A 19,630-nucleotide genomic window follows, 5' to 3' on the forward strand; every position below is an offset into this window, starting at 1 on the left:
TTTGCCAATGGCGAGGGGGGACTCGTCGTAACACTTTAACATTATGATGTCATGTTGCAAACCCGCAAACCCGCAAACCCGCAAAGACGCTTATCGCCTTAGCGGGTTTTTTAGGGGGTACGCTGTACTAAACAGTGAACCTGTATGACCGTTGCTTTACTGCCGGAAGCTCGGCATAAGCGCGGGGATCCCCGGTAGCATACCGACAATCGCCATCACCGTCGTTAACACGATAAACATCACCAGTGGGATGATCCAACGGCTCATATGGGTTAACTCAGCGCTACGTTCTTTACAGCCAATTAAGCCTAAGTTGTCCAACAGAATGGTTAATGACCAACCAAAAGCGGGGTTAACCAAGGTTGAAGCAAAGACCACAATGGCTGCGGATTGAGTGGTTTTACCTTCACGGGTCATTTCCATGCCCGCCTCTAACAGGGGAATAAACACCCCAACAATTAAGGCGACACACAATACCGGTTGCCAAATGGCCAGATCCATCGGGTAACCCCAGATCCCTGCAATAATACAAAATAGCGCGGTGAGTATAGCACCTGCGGGGATAGGGCGTTTAGCAATAGCGGCAGGAACAATATAGGTTCCCCAAGAAGACGCAAAGTTAGCCCCGCCGAGCAATGAGCCAAAGGTTTGTCTGGCTGAAGCGCTTAACATGGTGTCATCAATGTTCATTAATACTTTTTCAGTCCGTTGTGGGTAACTGATTTTTTGAAACACTTGATGACCTAAAAAGTCAGGTGACCACATGGCTACGGCAAGGATGGCAAAAGGCAGAACCACCACAAAGCTTTCTATTGTGGGTAAACCTAGCATCCAGCCGGTGTTGTCACCCCACCAGTACATCGGGTTCATATTAGGTAAGCCCGGTGCCGTATGAAACTCAAAAGGCGCGCCAAGAGCAAAGGCCATCGCGCCCCCTAAAAAGCAGCTTAAGGGCACGGCTAACCAGCGTTTCTTAAAATGTTCTAAGAACGCATAGAGCAATATGGTCGATAGGATGACCACAAAGGCGATATGCGTTTTTTCGATCCCTTCTGCCCAAACGAACAATTTTTTTACCTGCGAGGTGGTACCTATAAAACCGAGGTACAGTAGTAAGCCGCCACAAACGCCTTTACTGGTCAGTCGTGCCAATAAGCTACCACCTTTACTGAGCGCTAAAATTAAACCAAAAGCGCCAATTAACAGACCAAAGGCCATCGGGTGACCGCCTGTTGCGACAACAATTGGGATCAACGGGATCAGTGGGCCATGGGTGCCGGCTAAGTTAGCGGTGGGTAAAATAAAACCGGAAAATAACAGAATAAATACCGAAACGATTAAGAGTTCGTAACGTACGTTCTCAAGAATAAACGCATCGCCTAAACCTAAGGCATTGGCAAAGGTCGCAGCAATGGCGGCCACCATAACGACTTTACCGATGGTGGCGGCCATTGCTGGGATGGTATCTTCAAACTCGAATCGATAATCTCGAAACGGTAAATTAGGCCGCCAACGTTTTGGCTGCATAATTTGCAGTTCATGCTCGAGGTACGCTTCACGGCTACTGAACTCAGAACTGGGTTTGTGTAAATTTTGGTAGCTATCAGTAACGGCGTGCTCCGTCGTTACCTGTGCAGCTGCAGACAAGCTGTCATCTTCAGGCTTGGTGTTCATGTTATCCCCGGCAACATAGTTGCTACTAAAAAATTAAAATCACGGCTTTTTTTATAAGCAATTACATGTTGAGGCAGCAGAATAAAGCAGCCGTCAGAAAATTGTTATTAGTCAAAGGTCGAGGTTGACAGAAATTAATGCGGTTTTAGTGTAATACCGTTAAGGTGAGTATGGTTTTCTGCTGCGTTGATGCTGACGCGAGGGCAGGTTGTTGTGTGTGATGTGTGAAGGTTTTATCTTAGCAAGAAAGCCGTCAGCTAAAGCATGACAGCGAGTCAGGGCCGTGATGTGGATGGGCGAATTTTTGCTGACCCGCACAAGGTAAAAAAAACGGACATGCGCTGTCCGTTATGAAAGAGGTGAAAAAGTAACACTGATTTTGTGGCTAATCGTCTTGCTCTGCCGCCGCATTGCGCGCTTTACGTTCTTGCATCTCATTATAAGCGGCGTTAATTTCATCGAGCACTGCATCGATATCGGCTAACTGTTCATCTTCGGCAAATTCACCGGTCAGTTCAGTGTCAGGATTCAGGTTACCGGCTTCAAACAAGGCCCAGATTTCTTTAGCATATTTTGTTTTTAATAGCTCAGGCGCAAATTGCCCATAATATTGGGTAATATTATTCACGTCTCGGCTTAACATCCACTGAGCGTTGTTATTGGCTGCCGCATCCACTGCTTGAGGTAAGTCAATAATGACCGGGCCAGTAGGATCTTGTAGTACATTAAATTCAGAGAGATCGCCATGCACCAAACCTGCGGCTAACATGCGCAAAATATGTTGCATCATGGTTTTGTGATCGCGTTTGGCTTGCTCGGGTTCTAACGTTATATCATTTAAACGCGGCGCGACATCGCCATCTTCGTCTAAAATTAATTCCATCAGCAAGATGCCATCATAACAACCGTAAGGCTCAGGTACGCGTACTCCGGCATCGGCTAACTTATATAAAGCATCCACTTCGGCATGTTGCCAGCTTTCTTCTTGTTGCTCACGGCCAAAGCTTGAACCTTTTTCCATGGCGCGAGCGCGGCGTGAGCTGCGCACTTTGCGGCCCTCTTGATACTGTACCGCTTTTTTAAAACTGCGTTGGCTAGCATCCTTATACACTTTGGCACATCGAATGGCGTTACCGCAACGAACGACATAGACAGAGGCTTCTTTGCCGCTCATCAATGGCCGTAATACTTCATCGATAATACCTTCATCAATTAAAGGTTGGATGCGTTTTGGTGTTTTCATAACACCCCTATAGTAAATTGGCGAAGTGCCAAAGGTTAAGCCGATCCATGGCAACAGGCTGCGGTTGCAGCAGCATATTGCCAACGGGAGGTTACAAATCTAAATAATGTGGCCAACCTAGCAGCGGGCTGGTTAAACCGTGTTTATGTTCAAAGGCATCGAGTTTTTCTGGCGATGCGTCTAACCGTTGCTGTTTTTGATATTCACGGCAAAACAACAAGGTACGCTGTAAGGCAGGATGAAAATGCTGGCCCAGATCCTGGCGGATCGCACTGGCGTTTTCAGCGGGCAATTCAGCTAATACCGCTTCGGTTTGTAACATCAGGTAAGCATCATTAAACCAATGCTCGGCAAAGTCAATTTCGCGTAGCCGACGTTTTAAATCTTGCTTTACTTGACCACCACCGGTTAAAGCACGATAGAGCACAATCTCAGCCAACACTTCTTCTAAGCTAAAATGCTCGAATTCATCAAATTGTTGCCGTTGATAAAACTGTTGTCGTAATAGCTGCATCGCCTGAAAACGATGATGCTCGGTCAAGGCTTGTTGATAGGCTGGCCAACCTTGCCACTCTTCCGCATCTGGCGGACAAGACACTTGTGACAGCAATTGTTCATCAACCTCGCCATATAAGGAACTTTTGCCTGAGGTTTTACGATGCACAGTGCTGAGCATGTGCCAGCCTTTTTGAAACGGTTTAACCAAACCTTCAGGCGCTAATAAGAGCTGGAGAGCCCGTACTTGATCTTTATCGCTTAACGCCATCAGGCCCAGACTGACAATGCCGATGACATCGTAAGCGGCTTGTTCTAACAGGTGCATCTTGTATTTGTTATAGAACTTGTCAGCAAACTTTAGGCTCATCAACACGGCTTTGCTTTTAATTTGCGCTAATTCAGCGGCATTTAATTGTTCTGCCGCTTGCGCGTGTCGAATCACCTGCGTTAAAAAGGGGCCTTGCTGGCTATCCCGCACCACTAACTGCATGAAAATTATCCCTAATCCAAAAAGCTAAACATATCGTCGACTTCGCTAAATTCGTCTTCAGCTTGGTTTTTCTCTTTAGCTTGCATCACCAACTCGGTAGCAAATTTATTGATAATACCTTCCCAGCCAGATTTTTCATTGCGGATCAGCGCTTTAATGGCTGTTTCTACCTTAGGAGTTAATTGGCGGATCAGCGCCAATAAGCTCTTCGGATCATCATAGCCAATATTGTGGGCATCTTCGGCAAGCTGGCGTTCAGTAAAGCTTTCGGCTTCTTCTAAATGTTCTTCATCTTCATACAGCTTATCTTCCCAGTAGTTTTCATACTCTAGAATTTCACCGCGATAAATTTCGATAAAAGGAATGGATAAATAGAACAAGCCGGCGGGATCTTCAGCAATACACTCTAAAATCTCCGCTTGTTTCTCTTCGTTATCTTGGGTGCGGATCAGGTAAGTTAAAAAATCAAAGGTATGCTGTTTCAGATCTTCCGCATTGTTTTTGATTTTTTCTTCCCAATACAAGGGTTGCTGACACACAATATCGCGGATTTTTTCTGGCGTCATCAGCTCAGAAATAATCGACGGGAACGATAAGTCATGCTGGCTGTTCATTTGTGTTAGCGTAACAATATCAATTTGCTCAATCACATCAACCAGTTGTTGATCGCTCATGGTGTTGGCAATAATCTCAAAACGCTTACTGGCTTGTTTTGGTTCGACTAGCGCTAATTCTTTTATTTCTGCTGCAGCAATAGCAATTAAATCGGTACTCACTCTCAGCCCTCCCGGTTAAAGCGGATTTCATCATATTGATCGTCGTAGCCTTCTTCATCGCTATCGTCGTCATCGTGTTCGTCATCACCACCAAAACCATAGGGTGCGTCTTCTTGTTCATCATCGCTGTCATCAGCCGCGTGGCCTTTGGGTATGGCCACATTTTGCGTTAGTAAATACAGTGCGGCACAGGCTTCAATTAACATCGTTTCAGAATAATCACGAATGGCTTTTACCAAGGGCAAATCCGCATTATTAAAGGCGACAGACACTTTAAACTCTTCCCAACTGGGCTTTTTAGCGGCGCTTAACCATTGCTGCCATTTTGCTGCCGCGGCAGGGGGGAACTTAACGCGGCCATAAAGCGCCATCGGTAAATACTCTGGTACCGACTCAAGCATTTCAGGATCAGCTAGTAATACGGCTTTCATTTTGCTAGTAAATTGCTCAAGCGCTTTCGGATTTTCTGGGTCGCTATACGAATCTATATTTTCACCGGCGTCGGTTTGTAAGGCGCGGATCCGTGCCAAGTTTAATTTGCTGCTCATGATGGCCTCAGGCGTAATATTCGTCCCACAGCTCACGCATTGCGGCTGCAGGATCGGTAACAATAACGTTATTAAAATCTTTTAAGAAGGCGCTACGTAACTTCGGATCGCCCAGCACTTCATAGGCTGTTTTGACCCGTTGTAATTGATTGGCGGCTTGCTGCAATTCTTCTTCTGATAAACCGTGTAGTTTATCGGGGTGAAACTTATTGGCTAAGCGGCGATACGCTTTTTTAATCTCGTCATCACTGGCATTAGACTTTACGCCCAGTACCCGAAAGTGATTAATCATGTTGTTATCCTGTACAGACGGCGACTAGGGGGTTAAACAGTAAATTATAGCCGCAAATCATAGCAGATCTGATGCAGTGTTGGCAGCGCATTATGCAATTCCACTTTATTAAGTTTAGCCACTTGAGTAATGCGCTATTTAGCCGCATCATATGCAGGCCTATGTTACGTTTACACTGCACTTTTAAGCGGCGTAACAGGTTTTTCTCTGCATCGAGGTGTTATGCGCTGGTTTAGCGGTTTAATCATTCTGTTGTATCTAACGGTACTTTGCACACCGCATTCGTCTGCGGTGTATGACGTTAGAGTATTGCCGCAGATAGACAGCCAGTTGCAAGCGGTGCCTGTGGCACTGCCGCAGTTTTTAGCTAACGAAGCGGATGAAGAACCCGATCAGCCTGATGTTGCCCTGCTTAGTCGCAACCTTGGGCTAGGGCATCTTAGTACCGTTGTTGCGCTGACGCAGCGTTTAGCGGTGTTGGCCAACCGCTTATTTTCATCTGCGCAAGCACGCGCCCCCCCTTTGTTCCTCAGCCTTTAAATGATGGCGCGACCCATTGTGGTTCGTCGCACTGTTTAAGCTAGCTTAACCAAAGCCAAGAAGCGCTTTGGTGTGAGAGGAAAATATGGTTTTTATTGATATTGCGCTTATGCCTGGCAAAGCGTTATTGCCTGTGCTTTTTATATTATTTACCCCGCTGTTACTTCAAGTGTGTCGGCATGTTGATGCGCCTGTTAGCAAGGAGCAGCTATGCTAAACAAGAATTCAACTTGGCAGGTATGCATGGTGATCAGTTTGCTGCTGTTGGCACTGATTTATGCACTGCCTAATCTGTATCCAGCCGATCCGGCACTGAGTATCAGTGCAACCCGTGGCGCGAAAATCAGCGAACAAACTCAGGCGCAGTTAAGCCAAACGCTGCAACAAGCGAATATCCCCGTTAAAGCCCTGCAATTACAAGACGGTCAATTACTGTTACGTTTTGCTGATACCGAAGCACAGTTACAAGCGCAAACGCTGTTCAACAAAACACTTGATCATAATTATGTTACGGCCTTGAGTTTAGCGCCTGCCACGCCCGCGTGGTTAGCCCGGATTGGTGCGACGCCAATGAAGTTGGGTTTAGACTTACGCGGTGGCGTGCATTTTTTGTTAGCGGTGGATATGCAAGCGGCACAGCAAAAACACATGAATGATTTGCAGCAACGACTGCGTGTGGAAATGCGGCAAGCCGATATCCGTTATCGCAGCGTGCAAGCCGATCCAACTGATGCTCAACTGCAGATTGCACTGCGAAGTGCTGCTGATTTAGCCTCGTTAGAATCACTGCTGTCAAAACGAGATCGACAGTGGTTGCTCAGTCGTGCCGATGATGGTGTTACTTTGCTGTTGCAACTGTCAGAGCTGCAATTAAAAGCGCTGCGTGAAGAGGCGCTGGAGCAAAATATAACGATTTTGCGTAATCGGGTAAACGAAATTGGTGTGGCCGAGCCGATTGTGCAGCGCCAAGGTGCCGATCGGATTATTGTGCAATTACCCGGTGTGCAAGATACCGCGCAAGCCAAAGAGATTTTAGGGGCGACGGCTTCGTTAGAGTTTCGCCTGGTGAACACTCAAGCTGATTTAGCCGCTGCGCTCGCCGGTCGCGTACCCGCCGATGCTGAGCTATTCCAAACCCGTGACGGGCAGCCCATTTTACTTGAAAAACGTATTATGCTGACCGGGGATCGGATCACCGATGCCAGCTCTGGCTACGATGAATATGGCATGCCGCAAGTCAGTATTATGTTGGATGCACAGGGTGGCGAATTGCTATCGGCAGGCACTAAAAACGCCACCGGGCGGCGCATGGCGTCGGTGTTTGTTGAATACAAAGCCAGTGCCGAGCGTGCTGAGGATGGCAGTGCCGTGCTGATTAAACAGCAAGAGGTGATAAATGATGCCACCATTCGTATGCGCCTTGGCCATAGTTTTCAAATTACCGGTTTAAGCTCGTCTGCTGAAGCTCAACAGCTGGCGTCGTTATTACGCGCGGGCGCCTTAATCGCACCGATCCAAATCTTAGAAGAACGCAGCATCGGCCCTAGTTTAGGCCAAGAAAATATTAAGCTTGGTATGCAAGCCATCTCTTTTGGCATGCTGGCCGTGTTGTTGTTTATGCTGGTGTATTACAAAGGCTTTGGTTTGGTCGCGAATGTTGCTTTGCTCGCCAATGTGGTGTTGCTGGTAGGGTTATTGTCGATGATCCCTGGCGCCACCCTAAGTTTGCCCGGCATGGCCGGCATAGTGTTAACCGTAGGCATGGCAGTGGATGCCAATGTGTTGATCTTTGAGCGGATCAGAGAAGAGCTCAGCGCAGGGCGCTCTGTGCAACAGGCTATTCATGAAGGCTACGATCGCGCCTTTGCCACCATTGCCGATTCCAATATTACCACCTTGTTAGTGGCATTAATTCTGTTTGGCATTGGCACCGGCCCGGTGAAAGGTTTTGCTATTACGCTGGCGCTAGGGATTTTAACGTCAATTTTCACTGCGGTGCTGTGTACCCGCCTAATCGTCAACATGATTTGGGGTGGCCGCCGTGTGCAGTCACTGTCTATTTAAGGGGTATTTGATGCAAGTATTTAACTTTACACAACCGGCTAATTTTATGCGTTATAAATGGCTGGCCGTGAGTGTGTCTGTGCTACTGGTGCTTAGCTCGTTGATGCTATTAGCCACGCGTGGTTTAAATTGGGGGTTAGATTTTACTGGCGGTACAGTGATTGAAGTGGCATTTCAGCAAGCCGCTAATTTGGTGCAAGTGCGCGAGGTTTTAGCCGGTGCCGGTTATGCCGATGCCGTTGTGCAATTGTTTGGCAGTAGTCAGGATGTGTTAATCCGTATCCCGTTGCAGCAGGGGCTTGCACAAACACAACTGGGCAGCACGGTATTAAGCGCGTTAACGCAGCAGATTGATCCTCTGATCAGTATGCAGCGCATTGAGTTTGTGGGGCCAAGTGTTGGCGCGGGCTTAAAGCAAGATGGGGGCTTAGCGTTGCTAGTCGCCTTATTAGGTATTTTACTCTATGTCACCCTGCGCTTTGAATGGCGCTTGTCACTTGGGGCCGTTTTGGCTTTAGGGCACGATGTAATTTTAACGCTGGGTTTATTTTCATTATTGCAGTTAGAGTTTGATCTGACGGTTTTAGCGGCGGTGTTGGCGCTGATTGGTTATTCAATCAACGATACGATTGTGGTATTTGATCGCATTCGTGAGAGCTTTCGCAAACTGCGTGATAGTAGCGCGGAAGAAACCATTAACCATGCTATTACCACCACCTTAAACCGTACGGTTATTACCTCGTTAACTACACTATTGGTGTTACTGGTACTGTTTTATATGGGAGGTGCACTGATCCATGGTTTTGCAACGGCGTTGTTGTTCGGCATTCTGGTCGGCACCTATTCGTCAGTTTATGTGGCCAGTGCCATCGCCTTAGTGTTGGGTTTAACGCGGGAAGATTTGCTGGTGCCCGTGATTGAGAAAGAAGGCGCCACGAATGATTTGCCACTATAAAAGTGCTTAAGGGTAGGTCGTTAATCATTTGACGTTCAGCTAAGCTAATTAGGGCAGAAAAGAGCACCGGTCATCGGATATGAGCGGTGCTCTTTAAAGCAACCAGGGGTATCAGCACGCTATTGAGGGGGAGAGCCGCTCAGTTGAAAAGGACCTGAGTCCTTTTCAACTGAGTTACTGTGCCACAACAATAAAAGTGTTCTGTGTAGCGGTTGCGCTTTTTCAGGCAACTTTTATAGCTAAAAAACGCGATGGCTTAATAACCTTGTGCGTGAACATCTCGAACCGCCCGGCCCGAAGGATCGGTCATTTCAGCCATTTTGGCATCCCAAGCTAAGGCTTCTGGTGTGGAACAAGCGACAGACTTACCGCCTGGCACACAAGAGATGGCACCTGCATGTGGGAAATGCTCTTCAAAGATCACCCGGTAGTAATAGGCTTCTTTGCTATCTGGCGTGTTGACCGGGAAGCGGAAGCTGGCGGTGGCCATCTGCTGATCAGACACTTCTTTTGCGGCATGCGCTTTTAAACTGTCAATCCAGTTGTAACCGACACCGTCCGAGAATTGCTCTTTTTGCCGCCATAAAATTTCATTAGGCAGTAAACCCTCAAATGCATGGCGTAAAATGTGTTTCTCCATTTTGCCACCACCGCACATTTTCGCTTGTGGGTTTAAGCGCATAGCCACATCCATAAATTCTTTATCTAGGAACGGCACACGCGCTTCAATACCCCAAGCTGACATGGCTTTGTTAGCACGATTACAATCGAACAAATGTAAACGATCTAATTTACGCAGTGTTTCTTCATGGAACTCTTTGGCATTCGGCGCTTTATGGAAATATAAATAACCACCAAACAGTTCATCTGAGCCTTCGCCAGATAACACCATTTTAATGCCCATGGCTTTAATTTTACGAGCCATCAGATACATCGGTGTGGAAGCACGGATCGTGGTCACATCATAGGTTTCTAGGTGATAAACCACATCACGCAGCGAGTCTAATGCCTCTTGCACGCTAAAGTGCACCGTGTGATGCACAGTACCAATGGCATCAGCTACTTTTTGGGCGGCAATCAGATCAGGCGAGCCGGGTAAACCGACGGCAAAAGAGTGCAAACGGGGCCACCAAGCTTCTGATTGATCATCATCTTCGACACGGCGCTTAGCAAATTGCTGAGCAATAGCTGAAATTAAGGACGAGTCTAAACCGCCGGATAACAATACCCCATAAGGGACGTCTGACATCAGGTGGGTTTTTACGCTGTGCTCAAGCGCTTCGCGCAGCTCAGTTTCATTGGCAGGGTTATCTTTAACCGCATCGAAACTTTGCCAATCGCGTTGATAGTACTGACGCAGTTCACCAATTTTGCTATCAAAATAATGGCCTGGCGGGAATTCTTTGATTTGCTTACAAACCGGTACTAGCGCTTTTAACTCTGAGGCGACAAATAGCTGACCATGTTCGTCATAACCGTAATACAACGGAATAATGCCCATATGATCACGCGCAATTAAATAGCGTTGCTGTTCAGCATCATACAAAATAAAGGCAAACATGCCGTGCAGCTGATCAATAAATTCAGCACCGTGCTCTAAATACAACGGTAAGATCACTTCACAATCCGATTTTGTTTTAAACGGATAGGGCGTACTCAAGGTTTTTTCGAGTGCTTTATGATTGTAGATCTCACCATTCACTGCCAGAATGTGATTTCGCTCGGTATTAATGAGAGGTTGGGCACCATTTTCAGTATCTACAATCGCTAGGCGCTCATGCACCAGAATAGCATTATCATCGTTCCAAATGCCTGACCAGTCAGGACCACGATGACGTAATAACTTAGATAACTGCAGCGCTTGCTGGCGCAATGCTTTAACATCTGTCTTGATGTCAAGCACCCCAAATATCGAACACATGATAACCTCTGATAATCAAATTAATAACACAATAAGTTTTGGCAGTATGTACGTCTATACGTACCCGTTGAATGTGCCATGCTAGCGTTAAATTGCAAGTGCTTTTTGGTTTATTTCCTTTAATAGTCCAAAAAATAACCACTCTCGTCAAATGTGAAAGCTTATGAATAAAAAATCAGCAAAAAACCGCTTTAACGCCCCCGCCAACTGGTCGGCGCAGTATTTAAGCACTAACCCGATCTTCAGCGAGTTGTGTCAGTTGTTTCCACTGACCGAACTTAACAACTGGCCAACCTTAGTGCAACTTAATCATTGGTTGGGCCAAAGCGATTATCGCTTGGTGGACGATGCGCTGTTGCAAGCTGACGGACGTTACTACGAAGCTTTTATTTTTGCGACGTCGCACATTCCGACCCGTGCTGAAAATTGGCATGATCTGTTTGGCGGTTTAATTTGGGGGTTGTTTCCTAAAACCAAACGTCAGATCAACCAGCTGCACATCAGCGAAATGGCCTTACATGGACAACAGCAGCGCAGTAAAATTCGCAACAAATTAACCTTGCTGGATGAATGTGGTGTGCTGATTGCGCTGGAGCCGAGCGCTCAGGCACATCGTCAGTGGTTACAACAACATGCTTGGCGGCGCAGTTTTTGGCAGCAGCGCCATGATTGGCAGCACGCTATCGTGCCAGTGATTTTCGGCCATGCTATTTATGAAATGGCCACTCAACCCTTTATCGGCTTAACCGCGAAAACCTGGTTTATTGATGTGCCTACCGGTTTTAGCCAATGGGCTTTAACAGATCGTTACACTTTTCTCGATGAAAAACTCTCTCAACAAATTGCTAACACTGAGCAACTGCTTAATAATGACCAGCTTACACCTTTGCCGTTATTAGGCTTACCCGGTTGGTATGCTGATAATAATGCAGAGGTTTTTTATGCCAATACGGAGTATTTTCGTCCACGCAAGACTCAACAATAGGACTGTTAGATGATAGAAATAAAACAACTTGCCAAGGGCTTTACGTTAAGTAAAGGCAATAAGTTATCTGATACAGAGAAACAGGATGTTCGCTACAGTAATAAAGTCTTTCATTCGGTACGTGATGTCAGTTTTACCTGTGGTCAGGGTGAAGTGTTAGGCTTGCTTGGCCCGAATGGCGCGGGTAAAACCACGACGTTACGGATGCTGTCAACGGCCTTAAAACCCGATGCGGGTGCGGTGTTGATTAACGGTGTGGATGTGTTAAAAGAACCCGTAAAAGCGCGTAAGTTAATTGGTTTTTTATCAGCGGATACCGGCTTATATGGCAAATTAACCGCCTATGAAAATATTGCTTATTTTGCCAAATTACATGGTATGTCTGATGCGGCCATTAAAAAGCGCATTGATGAGCTGTTTACTTTGCTGAACATGCACGATTTTGCCAATCGGCGTGCCGATAATATGTCTACTGGTATGAAACAAAAAACGGCGATAGCGCGGGCGGTAGTTCATTCCCCCAAAGTGGTGATTTTCGATGAGCCGACCACAGGTTTAGACATCATGACCGTGCAAACGGTATTAGATTTTATTCAGTCGTTAAAAACGACAGGGATCCCAGTGATTTTCTCTACTCACCACTTAGATGAAGTGGCGAGTTTGTGTGATCGTGTGGTGGTCATTGATAAAGGGATCAGCAGCTTTTCGGGTGCTTTGGCACAATTTAGTGCCTTAAGTGCCACGGGCGATTTACGTCAGGCCTTTTTATCTGTCTTACAGCAACAACCTGCAGCACAAGGAGCCGTCTAATGTGGCAAGTTTATCTGAAAGAACTTACGGAATTAATGCGGGATAAAAAAACATTAATTTTCGTGATCCTACTGCCAATTTTTATTTTTCCGGTGATCTTCGGCATTATGGGCTTGGTGTTATCTTCAACCACCAATAAAGCCATGCAAGAGCAACATCGCTACGTCATTATTAACGAGCAGCAAGCTCCTGAGTTTACCCAAGCGTTGTTTTATCATAAAAACTTTAAGCAGGTGACAACCTCATTGACCGAGCCTGAAGCGTTGATTGCGGCTATTCGTGCCGGTGATTTTGACGTAGCCGTGGTGATCCCTGCTGATTTTCAAGCAAAACAACAAGCCGTTGAACAAAGCCAATGGCAGCTGATTTATAACCAAGCTAGCCAGTTAGACTTTATGTCTCGTTATTTTAATGAAATGCTTGAAAATTATACCGGTACTTTGCAACGTCAATCCTTAAGTGCACTGGGTGTTGATCCTGAAAAACTAACTGCGATTTTAAAACCCGTGTCGGTTGAAAAACTGGATACGGCAGCGAAACGTGAAAATCTGGGTGAAAAATTTGGGGCCTTAGTGGCTTATATTTTGATCCCGTTGTGCTTGCTCGGCGCGTCTTATCCGGCGATTGACATGGGCGCGGGGGAGAAAGAGCGGGGTACGCTAGAAACCTTGTTAATTTGTCCGATTAGCCGCACTGCCATTGTATTGGGTAAATTTGCTACGGTACTGACGACAGGCTTGGCGGGGGCACTGATCACGGTAGCCAGCTTCGGTATATGGGGCGCGGTGATAGGCTCTTTTGCCGGTTTTTCAGTGGTTAAAGAGGCGATGGGAGCGATTTCTGTACCAGAGTTGTTGTTGATTTTTATGATGATCGTACCAACGTCGGCCATCTTTGCCTCTTTATTATTGGCGATCTCGATTTATGCCAAAACCTTTAAAGAAGCGCAAAACTACATGAGCCCGCTCAGTATTTTGATGTTTGTTCCTCTTGCTGCCGCCATGATGCCAGGTGTTGAGTTAAATGCGAAAACCGCTTTTATTCCGGTAATGAATGTCGCGTTAGCCATTAAAGAGTTGATTAAAGGTACGGCGGAAACCAGTATGATTGCGCTGATTTTTGGTGCGACAGTGCTATTAGCTGCAGCATTAATTGCCTTTTGTGTGCACTGGTTCCAACAAGAAAAAGTGCTGTTTCGTTAAATGGCAACTAAAAGCTATTGATAACGATTCGCAATAGTATTAATATGGCGTGGTGTCCAGAACGGAGATCACGCCATGTTCATTTGTGTTTGCAAAGCGGTATCTGACAAAGCCATTAAGCAGGCTATTGCTGAAGGTGCAGATTCAATGCGCGCACTCAAAAATCAGCTGGGGGTAGGCTCTCAGTGTGGTAAATGTCTGTGTCAGGCAGCACAGTTGCTGCATAATGAACTGGTGAAGCAACAACCGAACGCCGATATTATCGATAAGTTAGCAAAACCGGCTGCTTAAGTTCGTACACAATTAATTCCGCTTATCGCCACATTTCTATTTTCATTCCGTCGCAAAGCCCAGCATAATAGCTCAATCTTGCTCATACAGAGGCCTGTAAAGGCGTTGCTGTATAGTAAACGTGGTTTTGTGAAGGTAAGTCGAACGCTTTGGAGCAGTTAATGGATAAGATTAAGCAGGTTGCCATCGTCGGTGGTGTACATGGTAATGAGTTTTCAGGGATCTACTTGGTGAAACACTATCAAGCTGAGCCTGAGCGCTGCCGTCGTACCAGTTTTACAACTGAAACGGTCTGGGCTAATCCTGCGGCTTATGCTGCGAATAAGCGCTATTTGCACAGTGATTTAAATCGACAATTTAAAAACGTGGATCTGGCAAACCCTGAACTTACCGATTACGAACAAAGCCGAGCTAAAGTGTTAAACGCCCAGTTAGGTCCCAAAGGCGCTGCGCGCACCGATCTGCTGATCGATTTACACAACACCACCAGTAATATGGGCGCTTGTTTGATTTTGACGCAAGCAGGGCCTTTTTATAATAAAATGGCGGCCTACGTTAAAATGAACATGCCAGAAGCGATAATTTCGCGTGATGAAGATCATTTCGCGGCAGAAGAGCACGCTTTAATGTGTACCTTAGGCCGTTACGGCGTGTTGGTCGAAGTAGGGCCACAGCCACAATCGGTTTTACGCCAGGATGTGTTAGAGTTAATGCAAACAATGGTGCAGCACATTCTTGATTTTGTTGAGCTTTACAATCAGGATAACTTGCCAGCCTTACCGAAAAAAACCGACGCGTTTCGTTACTTACATTCGATTAAGTTACCGATGAATGCGGCGGGGGAGCGCATGGGTATGGTGCATAAAAATGTGCAAGATCGTGATTATCAACCGATTAACCCAGGCGATCCAATCTTCACCTTGTTTGATGGTACTGAAGTACTTTATGAAGGTGAAAATGTAGTTTATCCTACCTTTATTAATGAAGCGGCTTATTATGATAATAATTTGGCGATGTCATTAAATGAAAAAGTCATTATAGAATTGGAATAAAAAAGGCGTGCGCTAAACGAGTACGCCTTTAAACATAGGATGTGTATGAGCTTATCTGTTAGTCATAGCACTTTACGGCGTGTTCGAGCACTTGGCTTGTGGTTAGTGTTGGGGGTTGCCTGTGCGCCTGCCTCGGCACTTGGTTGTCAAAGCAAACAATGTCAAAGTTCAGTGGTGTTCTTAACTGAAACGAGCTACCCCGGTGTGCAACTAGATAGCCATGGTGACGTCATCGGGCCTACTATCGATTTGATGAATATCTTAGCCGAACGTGTTGGCAAAGAAAGGGTGTTTTATTTAATGCCTTGGGCGCGAGCGATGCAACGGGCTCAGCATACACCGCGCAGTATTTTGTTCGAAACCGTGCGTAATGCCGAGCGCGAGCCATTATTTAAATGGGTCGGCCCTATTATGTATTTCGATATGCAGCTATATGGCCCACCGAAACTAAAGGGCATGAATGCAGAGCAGATAAGTAAAAATTATGTTGCCTGCGGTTATCGTGGCGCCTCTTACTTACCGATCTTAGCGACCTTAGGTTTTTCTGAAGATACCAATTTGGTCTTAATGAAAACGCAGACAGATTGTTTAGATATGCTCAGATTAGGGCGCGCCGATGTCACGCCCATGAATGGTTTTCGTCGCGGCGACATGTACGAAGAGCCACAACTGCGTTTAGTGCCGCTTATTGCACTCAATGAAGTGGCGTTGTATATGGCGTTTTCTTTGGATTTTTCTGACAGTGAAATTGCGTTGTGGCAGCAACAATTAGAACAATTGTATCGCGATGGCACCTTACGTCGATTTTATCAATCAAATTACCCAGCGCGCGTGATTGAAAAGCTTGAGCAATTAGCCGGTAAGTCGCCAAACACGGCATCCTAATGCTTGCTCGACACTTAACGTTCAGCCGCTAAGTGTCGAGTTTTCAGGTTAAACCTTACAACGTATCGTAACTGGCTTTTTTCTGAATTAACTCAATAGCGTAATTGTCGGGATCGCGCACAAATGCGATTTCTGTTGTGCCACCTTTTACGGGGCCTGGCTCGCGGCTAATCACACCGCCTTTAGCGCGGATCTTGTCGCAGGCGGCATAAACATCTTCTACTTCTAAGGCTATATGACCAAAAGCGCCACCCAGCTCATAGCTGTCAACACCCCAGTTGTAGGTCAGCTCTAAAACGGCATCACTTTTCTCATCGCCATAACCGACAAACGCCAGCGTATAGCGATATTCACTGTTTTCAGATTGGCGTAATAATCTCATGCCCAGCACCTCGGTATAAAAGGCGATTGACCGTTCTAAATTTCCAACGCGTAGCATGGTATGTAAAATTCGCATGATGACCCCTTTGCTTTGTCTGCTTGCAATGTTCTTAAAACTGTATGCTTGCCTAAATGTCGACAGCATCATCGCACGGATGCGCTATGGCAAAGCACAGCAGATAGTAACATATTCTGTTATATGAAAAGACTGCTATTCGCTAGGCTGCGCATCTGTGTTGTGCTGGTAGCGCTTAAGGTTAAAACGCCTTGCAGAAAAACCGCAAGGCGTTTTAAGGGTTAACCGTTAACCGTTAAACTTTACCCTTACGCCGGCATTAACAATAAAGCCATCGTTACGCGACCAAATATCCGTTGTCCACTGACCGCTCGCGGCTCGGTTTGGTAAGATCATCGGGTGTTGATCGGTTTGCTTCACATCGAGCAGGTTTTCTAAATTCACAAACCAGCTAAATTGGCCCACGGTGATTTCTCCCATTAAGCCCAGGTGCCAATAGGGCGTTGAATAATCGGTGAAGGGGTTGTCGTTTAAGCGTTGTACACCCGTGTAGTAAGCTTCAAAGCCCGCTCTGAAACGACCATGTTGCTCCCACATGGCGACAAAGCCTGCTGAATGCTTGGGTGTTAGTGCAATTTCGCGCTGTTGAAGGGTATCGGCGGCGAGCTCGGTGGCATCAAGATAGAGGTAACTGGCGGTTAACTTGATATCTTGCCAGTAGTAACGCAGCAGTAACTCTGAGCCGCGGATTTTACTGGCGCCCGTATTATTAACTAAGCGTACGCCATTGAACACGCCATCATTGCCCGTGGCTATCGGCGCTAAACCAATAGCATCATCAATATTGGCCGCGAATAGCGTGATGCTACTTTCAATGTTTTCATGGCTGTAGGTAACATCCAAAGACGCCGTTTGCGCGGTTTCGGCCTGTAGGTTATCTATGGTTTCGAGTCTGGATAAACCGGCGGCATCAATCTCTTCGACAAAAGGGGTTGGGGCAAAGTAGCCTCGGCCATAAGAGGCGCGAACCGTGAGATCGCCAGGGCGATATAACAGTGAGACTCTCGGGCTGAATTGCTGACCAAACTCACTGTGATTTTCCAGGCGGGCGCTTAACGAGGTACTCATTAACGCATTAAACGCATAATCAAATTGAGAAAATAACCCCGGCACTCTGTAGTGATAGTCAAATTGTTGAAAGGTTTGCGATGTGAATTGCTCTGCTTGATAAGCGGCACCTATCACCCAGTCACTGTTTGCCGTGTAGCCAGCGAGGCTGGATTCAAGCAAATAACTCTCATGCTGATCCTCTTCTAGCACCACGCCAAATCGATGTAAATGTTGTTGCTGCATGACTGAGCCACGGCTATTTAGGTTCAGGTTATCAAACACCGGCAGGTTAAAGACAACGCCGCCATCCAGTCGCTCGGAGTCTTGGCTTTGGTTAAAAGGGTTGCCATCACTGACACTGCTGCCGGGCATGGTGCCGCCTTGACGTTTTTCAGACATCACGCCTAGCGTGCCATATAGCGTGGCCCCCTGTTCACCTTGCCAGTAAAGCCTGGGCCTTGCGGTATAACGTTCATAACCGGCCAGATCAATCCAGCCGTCTTGATCCACATCGGTGCTGGCCTGATGGTGTGCGCCGGCAGTTATCGAACCTTGCAGACGTGCTGTCAGTGGCGTCTCAATGTAGCTGGTAATATCTTGGCCATCGCGGCTGGTGGCATTTAATAATACTTCACCTTGTCGGGTATCCCCTGGGGTTCTTGAGACTAGATTAATCACGCCTCCCATGGCTGAACCACCATACAAAGACGAGGCCGAGCCTTTAATAATTTCGACGCGTTTTAGATCCGTTGGTGGTATTTGCAACAGGCCAATCGAAGAGGCCTGATTGCCATAAAGCGGTAAACCATCGGCTAACAGTTGGGTATAGCGGCCATATAGCCCTTGCAAGCGGATATTGGCACTGCCCAGCGCAGGTGACGTCGTTTGCACGCGCACACCGCCTGTTTCGGCAACCAGCATGGAGATATTGCCAGGGCGCATAGCCGCTTTTTCTTCAATTTCCTCACGGTTGATCAGCTCAACACGGATCGGTTGCTCATCGGCAATGCGTCCGCTGCGAGTCGCCTGTACCACGATTTTTTCAATGTGCTCGTGATGATCATGCTCATCCGTATCCGAGTCGGCATGCTCATGTTCAGCTGCATGTTCAGATGCATGGCTGTCTTGGTGCTCGTCTGCATGTTCAGCTGCATGGCTGTCATCGTGTTCGTCATCGTGTTCGTCAGGGTGTTGATCCAGTGCCGTCTCTGGGTGGGCTTTAGGCTTAACTGATTGCGGCTGCTGACGGGCATTATGCTCTGCTGTAACAGCAGCGGTTTGTGCTGCATAACTAATACCGTGAACACTGAGCGATAACAGCAACAGGGTTGCAGGTGTCATTTTGGACATTTAATCCCCTTATCCAACGAGAAAAACGACTATTTTTGCAGGAATATTACCGGCTTTATTGAAATTAGCTTGTGCTGTGATAGCTTGCAGCTTAAAGCTTACCGTTACTGGAAGGTCAAGATGAAAATTAGTGAACTGGCCGAAGCCAGCCAGGTCCCAGCAAAAACCATTCGTTACTATGAAAGTATTGGCCTGTTGAGTACAGCGGTACGGCAGGCCAATGGTTATCGGTATTACCATTCAGCAGATATAGAAACACTGGTTTTTATCCGTCGTTGTCGAGAGCTGAATATCTCAATTGACGATATCAAGCAGTTGGTTAGCGTGCAGCGAGATCCTGAGGCGTCATGTGCCACCGTTGATAGCATTATTAGCGAACAACTGGCCAGAGTGCGACAAACTCAGCGCGAGCTGGCAAAGTTAGCACATACGCTAGAGGCACTGGTCACCTCGTGTCGTAGCGAACAGATCCAAGACTGCTGCATTTTGCAAAGCCTGCGCGCCACCGACGGGGCATGATCTGACTGAGCGCTCGCATCACAGCGTG

At 46.8% G+C, this 19,630-nt stretch carries 19 protein-coding genes; 10 read left to right on the forward strand and 9 right to left on the reverse strand.

The window, feature by feature from the left end; translation table 11 throughout:
* Positions 1–156 precede the first annotated feature (156 nt).
* From L1N97_RS08225 to atcJ, 6 genes are all read right to left on the reverse strand, one after another.
* Entirely contained in the window at positions 157–1,674 is a 1,518-nt protein-coding gene (locus tag L1N97_RS08225; RefSeq protein ID WP_229584261.1) for a DUF3360 family protein, read from the reverse strand.
* A 385-nt stretch (positions 1,675–2,059) separates the two neighbouring features.
* Positions 2,060–2,917, reverse strand: a complete 858-nt coding sequence (locus tag L1N97_RS08230) for a PA4780 family RIO1-like protein kinase (RefSeq protein WP_236129453.1) — start codon at positions 2,915–2,917, stop codon at positions 2,060–2,062.
* A gap of 91 nt (positions 2,918–3,008) precedes the next feature.
* Positions 3,009–3,905: a cold adaptation protein AtcC gene (gene atcC, locus L1N97_RS08235; protein WP_229584260.1), complete on the reverse strand. Its 897-nt coding sequence runs from the start codon at positions 3,903–3,905 to the stop codon at positions 3,009–3,011.
* An 11-nt stretch (positions 3,906–3,916) separates the two neighbouring features.
* A complete protein-coding gene (atcB, locus tag L1N97_RS08240) occupies positions 3,917–4,681 on the reverse strand; it encodes a cold adaptation protein AtcB (RefSeq protein ID WP_229584259.1) in 765 nt (254 codons plus the stop codon).
* Between the two features lie 2 nt (positions 4,682–4,683).
* Positions 4,684–5,229, reverse strand: coding sequence for a cold adaptation protein AtcA (gene atcA / locus L1N97_RS08245; RefSeq protein ID WP_229584258.1), 546 nt, complete (start codon positions 5,227–5,229; stop codon positions 4,684–4,686).
* A 7-nt stretch (positions 5,230–5,236) separates the two neighbouring features.
* Positions 5,237–5,521 (reverse strand): cold adaptation protein ActJcold adaptation protein ActJ, encoded by a 285-nt coding sequence (gene atcJ / locus L1N97_RS08250; protein ID WP_226750069.1) that lies wholly within the window; start codon positions 5,519–5,521, stop codon positions 5,237–5,239.
* Positions 5,522–5,743: 222 nt separating this feature from the next.
* Here atcJ and L1N97_RS08255 point away from each other — a divergent pair, with 222 nt between their 5' ends.
* The 3 genes from L1N97_RS08255 (at position 5,744) to secF (ending at position 9,080) form a co-directional block, all read left to right on the forward strand.
* Complete coding sequence (locus tag L1N97_RS08255) at positions 5,744–6,061, forward strand: hypothetical protein (protein WP_236129454.1); 318 nt, start codon at positions 5,744–5,746, stop codon at positions 6,059–6,061.
* A gap of 210 nt (positions 6,062–6,271) precedes the next feature.
* Complete coding sequence (secD, locus tag L1N97_RS08260) at positions 6,272–8,125, forward strand: protein translocase subunit SecD (RefSeq protein ID WP_236129455.1); 1,854 nt, start codon at positions 6,272–6,274, stop codon at positions 8,123–8,125.
* 10 nt (positions 8,126–8,135) lie between these two features.
* On the forward strand, positions 8,136–9,080 hold the full coding sequence (gene secF / locus L1N97_RS08265) for a protein translocase subunit SecF (RefSeq protein WP_236129456.1): 945 nt from the start codon (positions 8,136–8,138) through the stop codon (positions 9,078–9,080).
* A 256-nt stretch (positions 9,081–9,336) separates the two neighbouring features.
* On the opposite strand, the gene asnB is transcribed toward secF, so the two are convergent.
* Positions 9,337–11,001 carry an asparagine synthase B gene (gene asnB / locus L1N97_RS08270; protein WP_226750065.1) on the reverse strand — a complete coding sequence of 555 codons (1,665 nt, stop codon included), beginning with the start codon at positions 10,999–11,001 and terminating at the stop codon, positions 9,337–9,339.
* A gap of 163 nt (positions 11,002–11,164) precedes the next feature.
* Here asnB and L1N97_RS08275 point away from each other — a divergent pair, with 163 nt between their 5' ends.
* The 6 genes from L1N97_RS08275 to L1N97_RS08300 all read left to right on the forward strand — a co-directional run bounded on the left by L1N97_RS08275 (position 11,165) and on the right by L1N97_RS08300 (position 16,226).
* Positions 11,165–11,986: a DUF3025 domain-containing protein gene (locus tag L1N97_RS08275; RefSeq protein ID WP_236129457.1), complete on the forward strand. Its 822-nt coding sequence runs from the start codon at positions 11,165–11,167 to the stop codon at positions 11,984–11,986.
* Positions 11,987–11,995: 9 nt separating this feature from the next.
* Positions 11,996–12,796 (forward strand): ABC transporter ATP-binding protein, encoded by an 801-nt coding sequence (locus L1N97_RS08280; RefSeq protein WP_226750063.1) that lies wholly within the window; start codon positions 11,996–11,998, stop codon positions 12,794–12,796.
* Positions 12,796–13,998: an ABC transporter permease gene (locus L1N97_RS08285; protein ID WP_229584251.1), complete on the forward strand. Its 1,203-nt coding sequence runs from the start codon at positions 12,796–12,798 to the stop codon at positions 13,996–13,998. The genes L1N97_RS08280 and L1N97_RS08285 overlap by 1 nt, the downstream gene beginning before the upstream one ends.
* A 75-nt stretch (positions 13,999–14,073) precedes the next feature.
* A complete protein-coding gene (locus tag L1N97_RS08290; RefSeq protein WP_236129458.1) occupies positions 14,074–14,289 on the forward strand; it encodes a bacterioferritin-associated ferredoxin in 216 nt (71 codons plus the stop codon).
* A gap of 161 nt (positions 14,290–14,450) precedes the next feature.
* The gene (locus L1N97_RS08295; protein WP_236129459.1) at positions 14,451–15,341 is read left to right on the forward strand and encodes an aspartoacylase; all 891 of its coding nucleotides are present in this window, start codon (positions 14,451–14,453) and stop codon (positions 15,339–15,341) included.
* Between the two features lie 45 nt (positions 15,342–15,386).
* The gene (locus tag L1N97_RS08300; protein ID WP_236129460.1) at positions 15,387–16,226 is read left to right on the forward strand and encodes a substrate-binding periplasmic protein; all 840 of its coding nucleotides are present in this window, start codon (positions 15,387–15,389) and stop codon (positions 16,224–16,226) included.
* 55 nt (positions 16,227–16,281) lie between these two features.
* On the opposite strand, the gene gloA is transcribed toward L1N97_RS08300, so the two are convergent.
* Both gloA and L1N97_RS08310 read right to left on the reverse strand, forming a co-directional pair.
* Positions 16,282–16,683, reverse strand: a complete 402-nt coding sequence (gene gloA, locus L1N97_RS08305; RefSeq protein ID WP_229584247.1) for a lactoylglutathione lyase — start codon at positions 16,681–16,683, stop codon at positions 16,282–16,284.
* A 228-nt stretch (positions 16,684–16,911) separates the two neighbouring features.
* Positions 16,912–19,083, reverse strand: a complete 2,172-nt coding sequence (locus L1N97_RS08310; protein ID WP_236129461.1) for a TonB-dependent receptor domain-containing protein — start codon at positions 19,081–19,083, stop codon at positions 16,912–16,914.
* Between the two features lie 120 nt (positions 19,084–19,203).
* Here L1N97_RS08310 and L1N97_RS08315 point away from each other — a divergent pair, with 120 nt between their 5' ends.
* Positions 19,204–19,602 (forward strand): MerR family transcriptional regulator, encoded by a 399-nt coding sequence (locus L1N97_RS08315; protein ID WP_229584245.1) that lies wholly within the window; start codon positions 19,204–19,206, stop codon positions 19,600–19,602.
* Positions 19,603–19,630: the final 28 nt, after the last annotated feature.

This window comes from Rheinheimera sp. UJ63 (assembly GCF_021568285.1).
In the GTDB taxonomy this organism is placed as follows: domain Bacteria; phylum Pseudomonadota; class Gammaproteobacteria; order Enterobacterales; family Alteromonadaceae; genus Alishewanella; species Alishewanella maricola.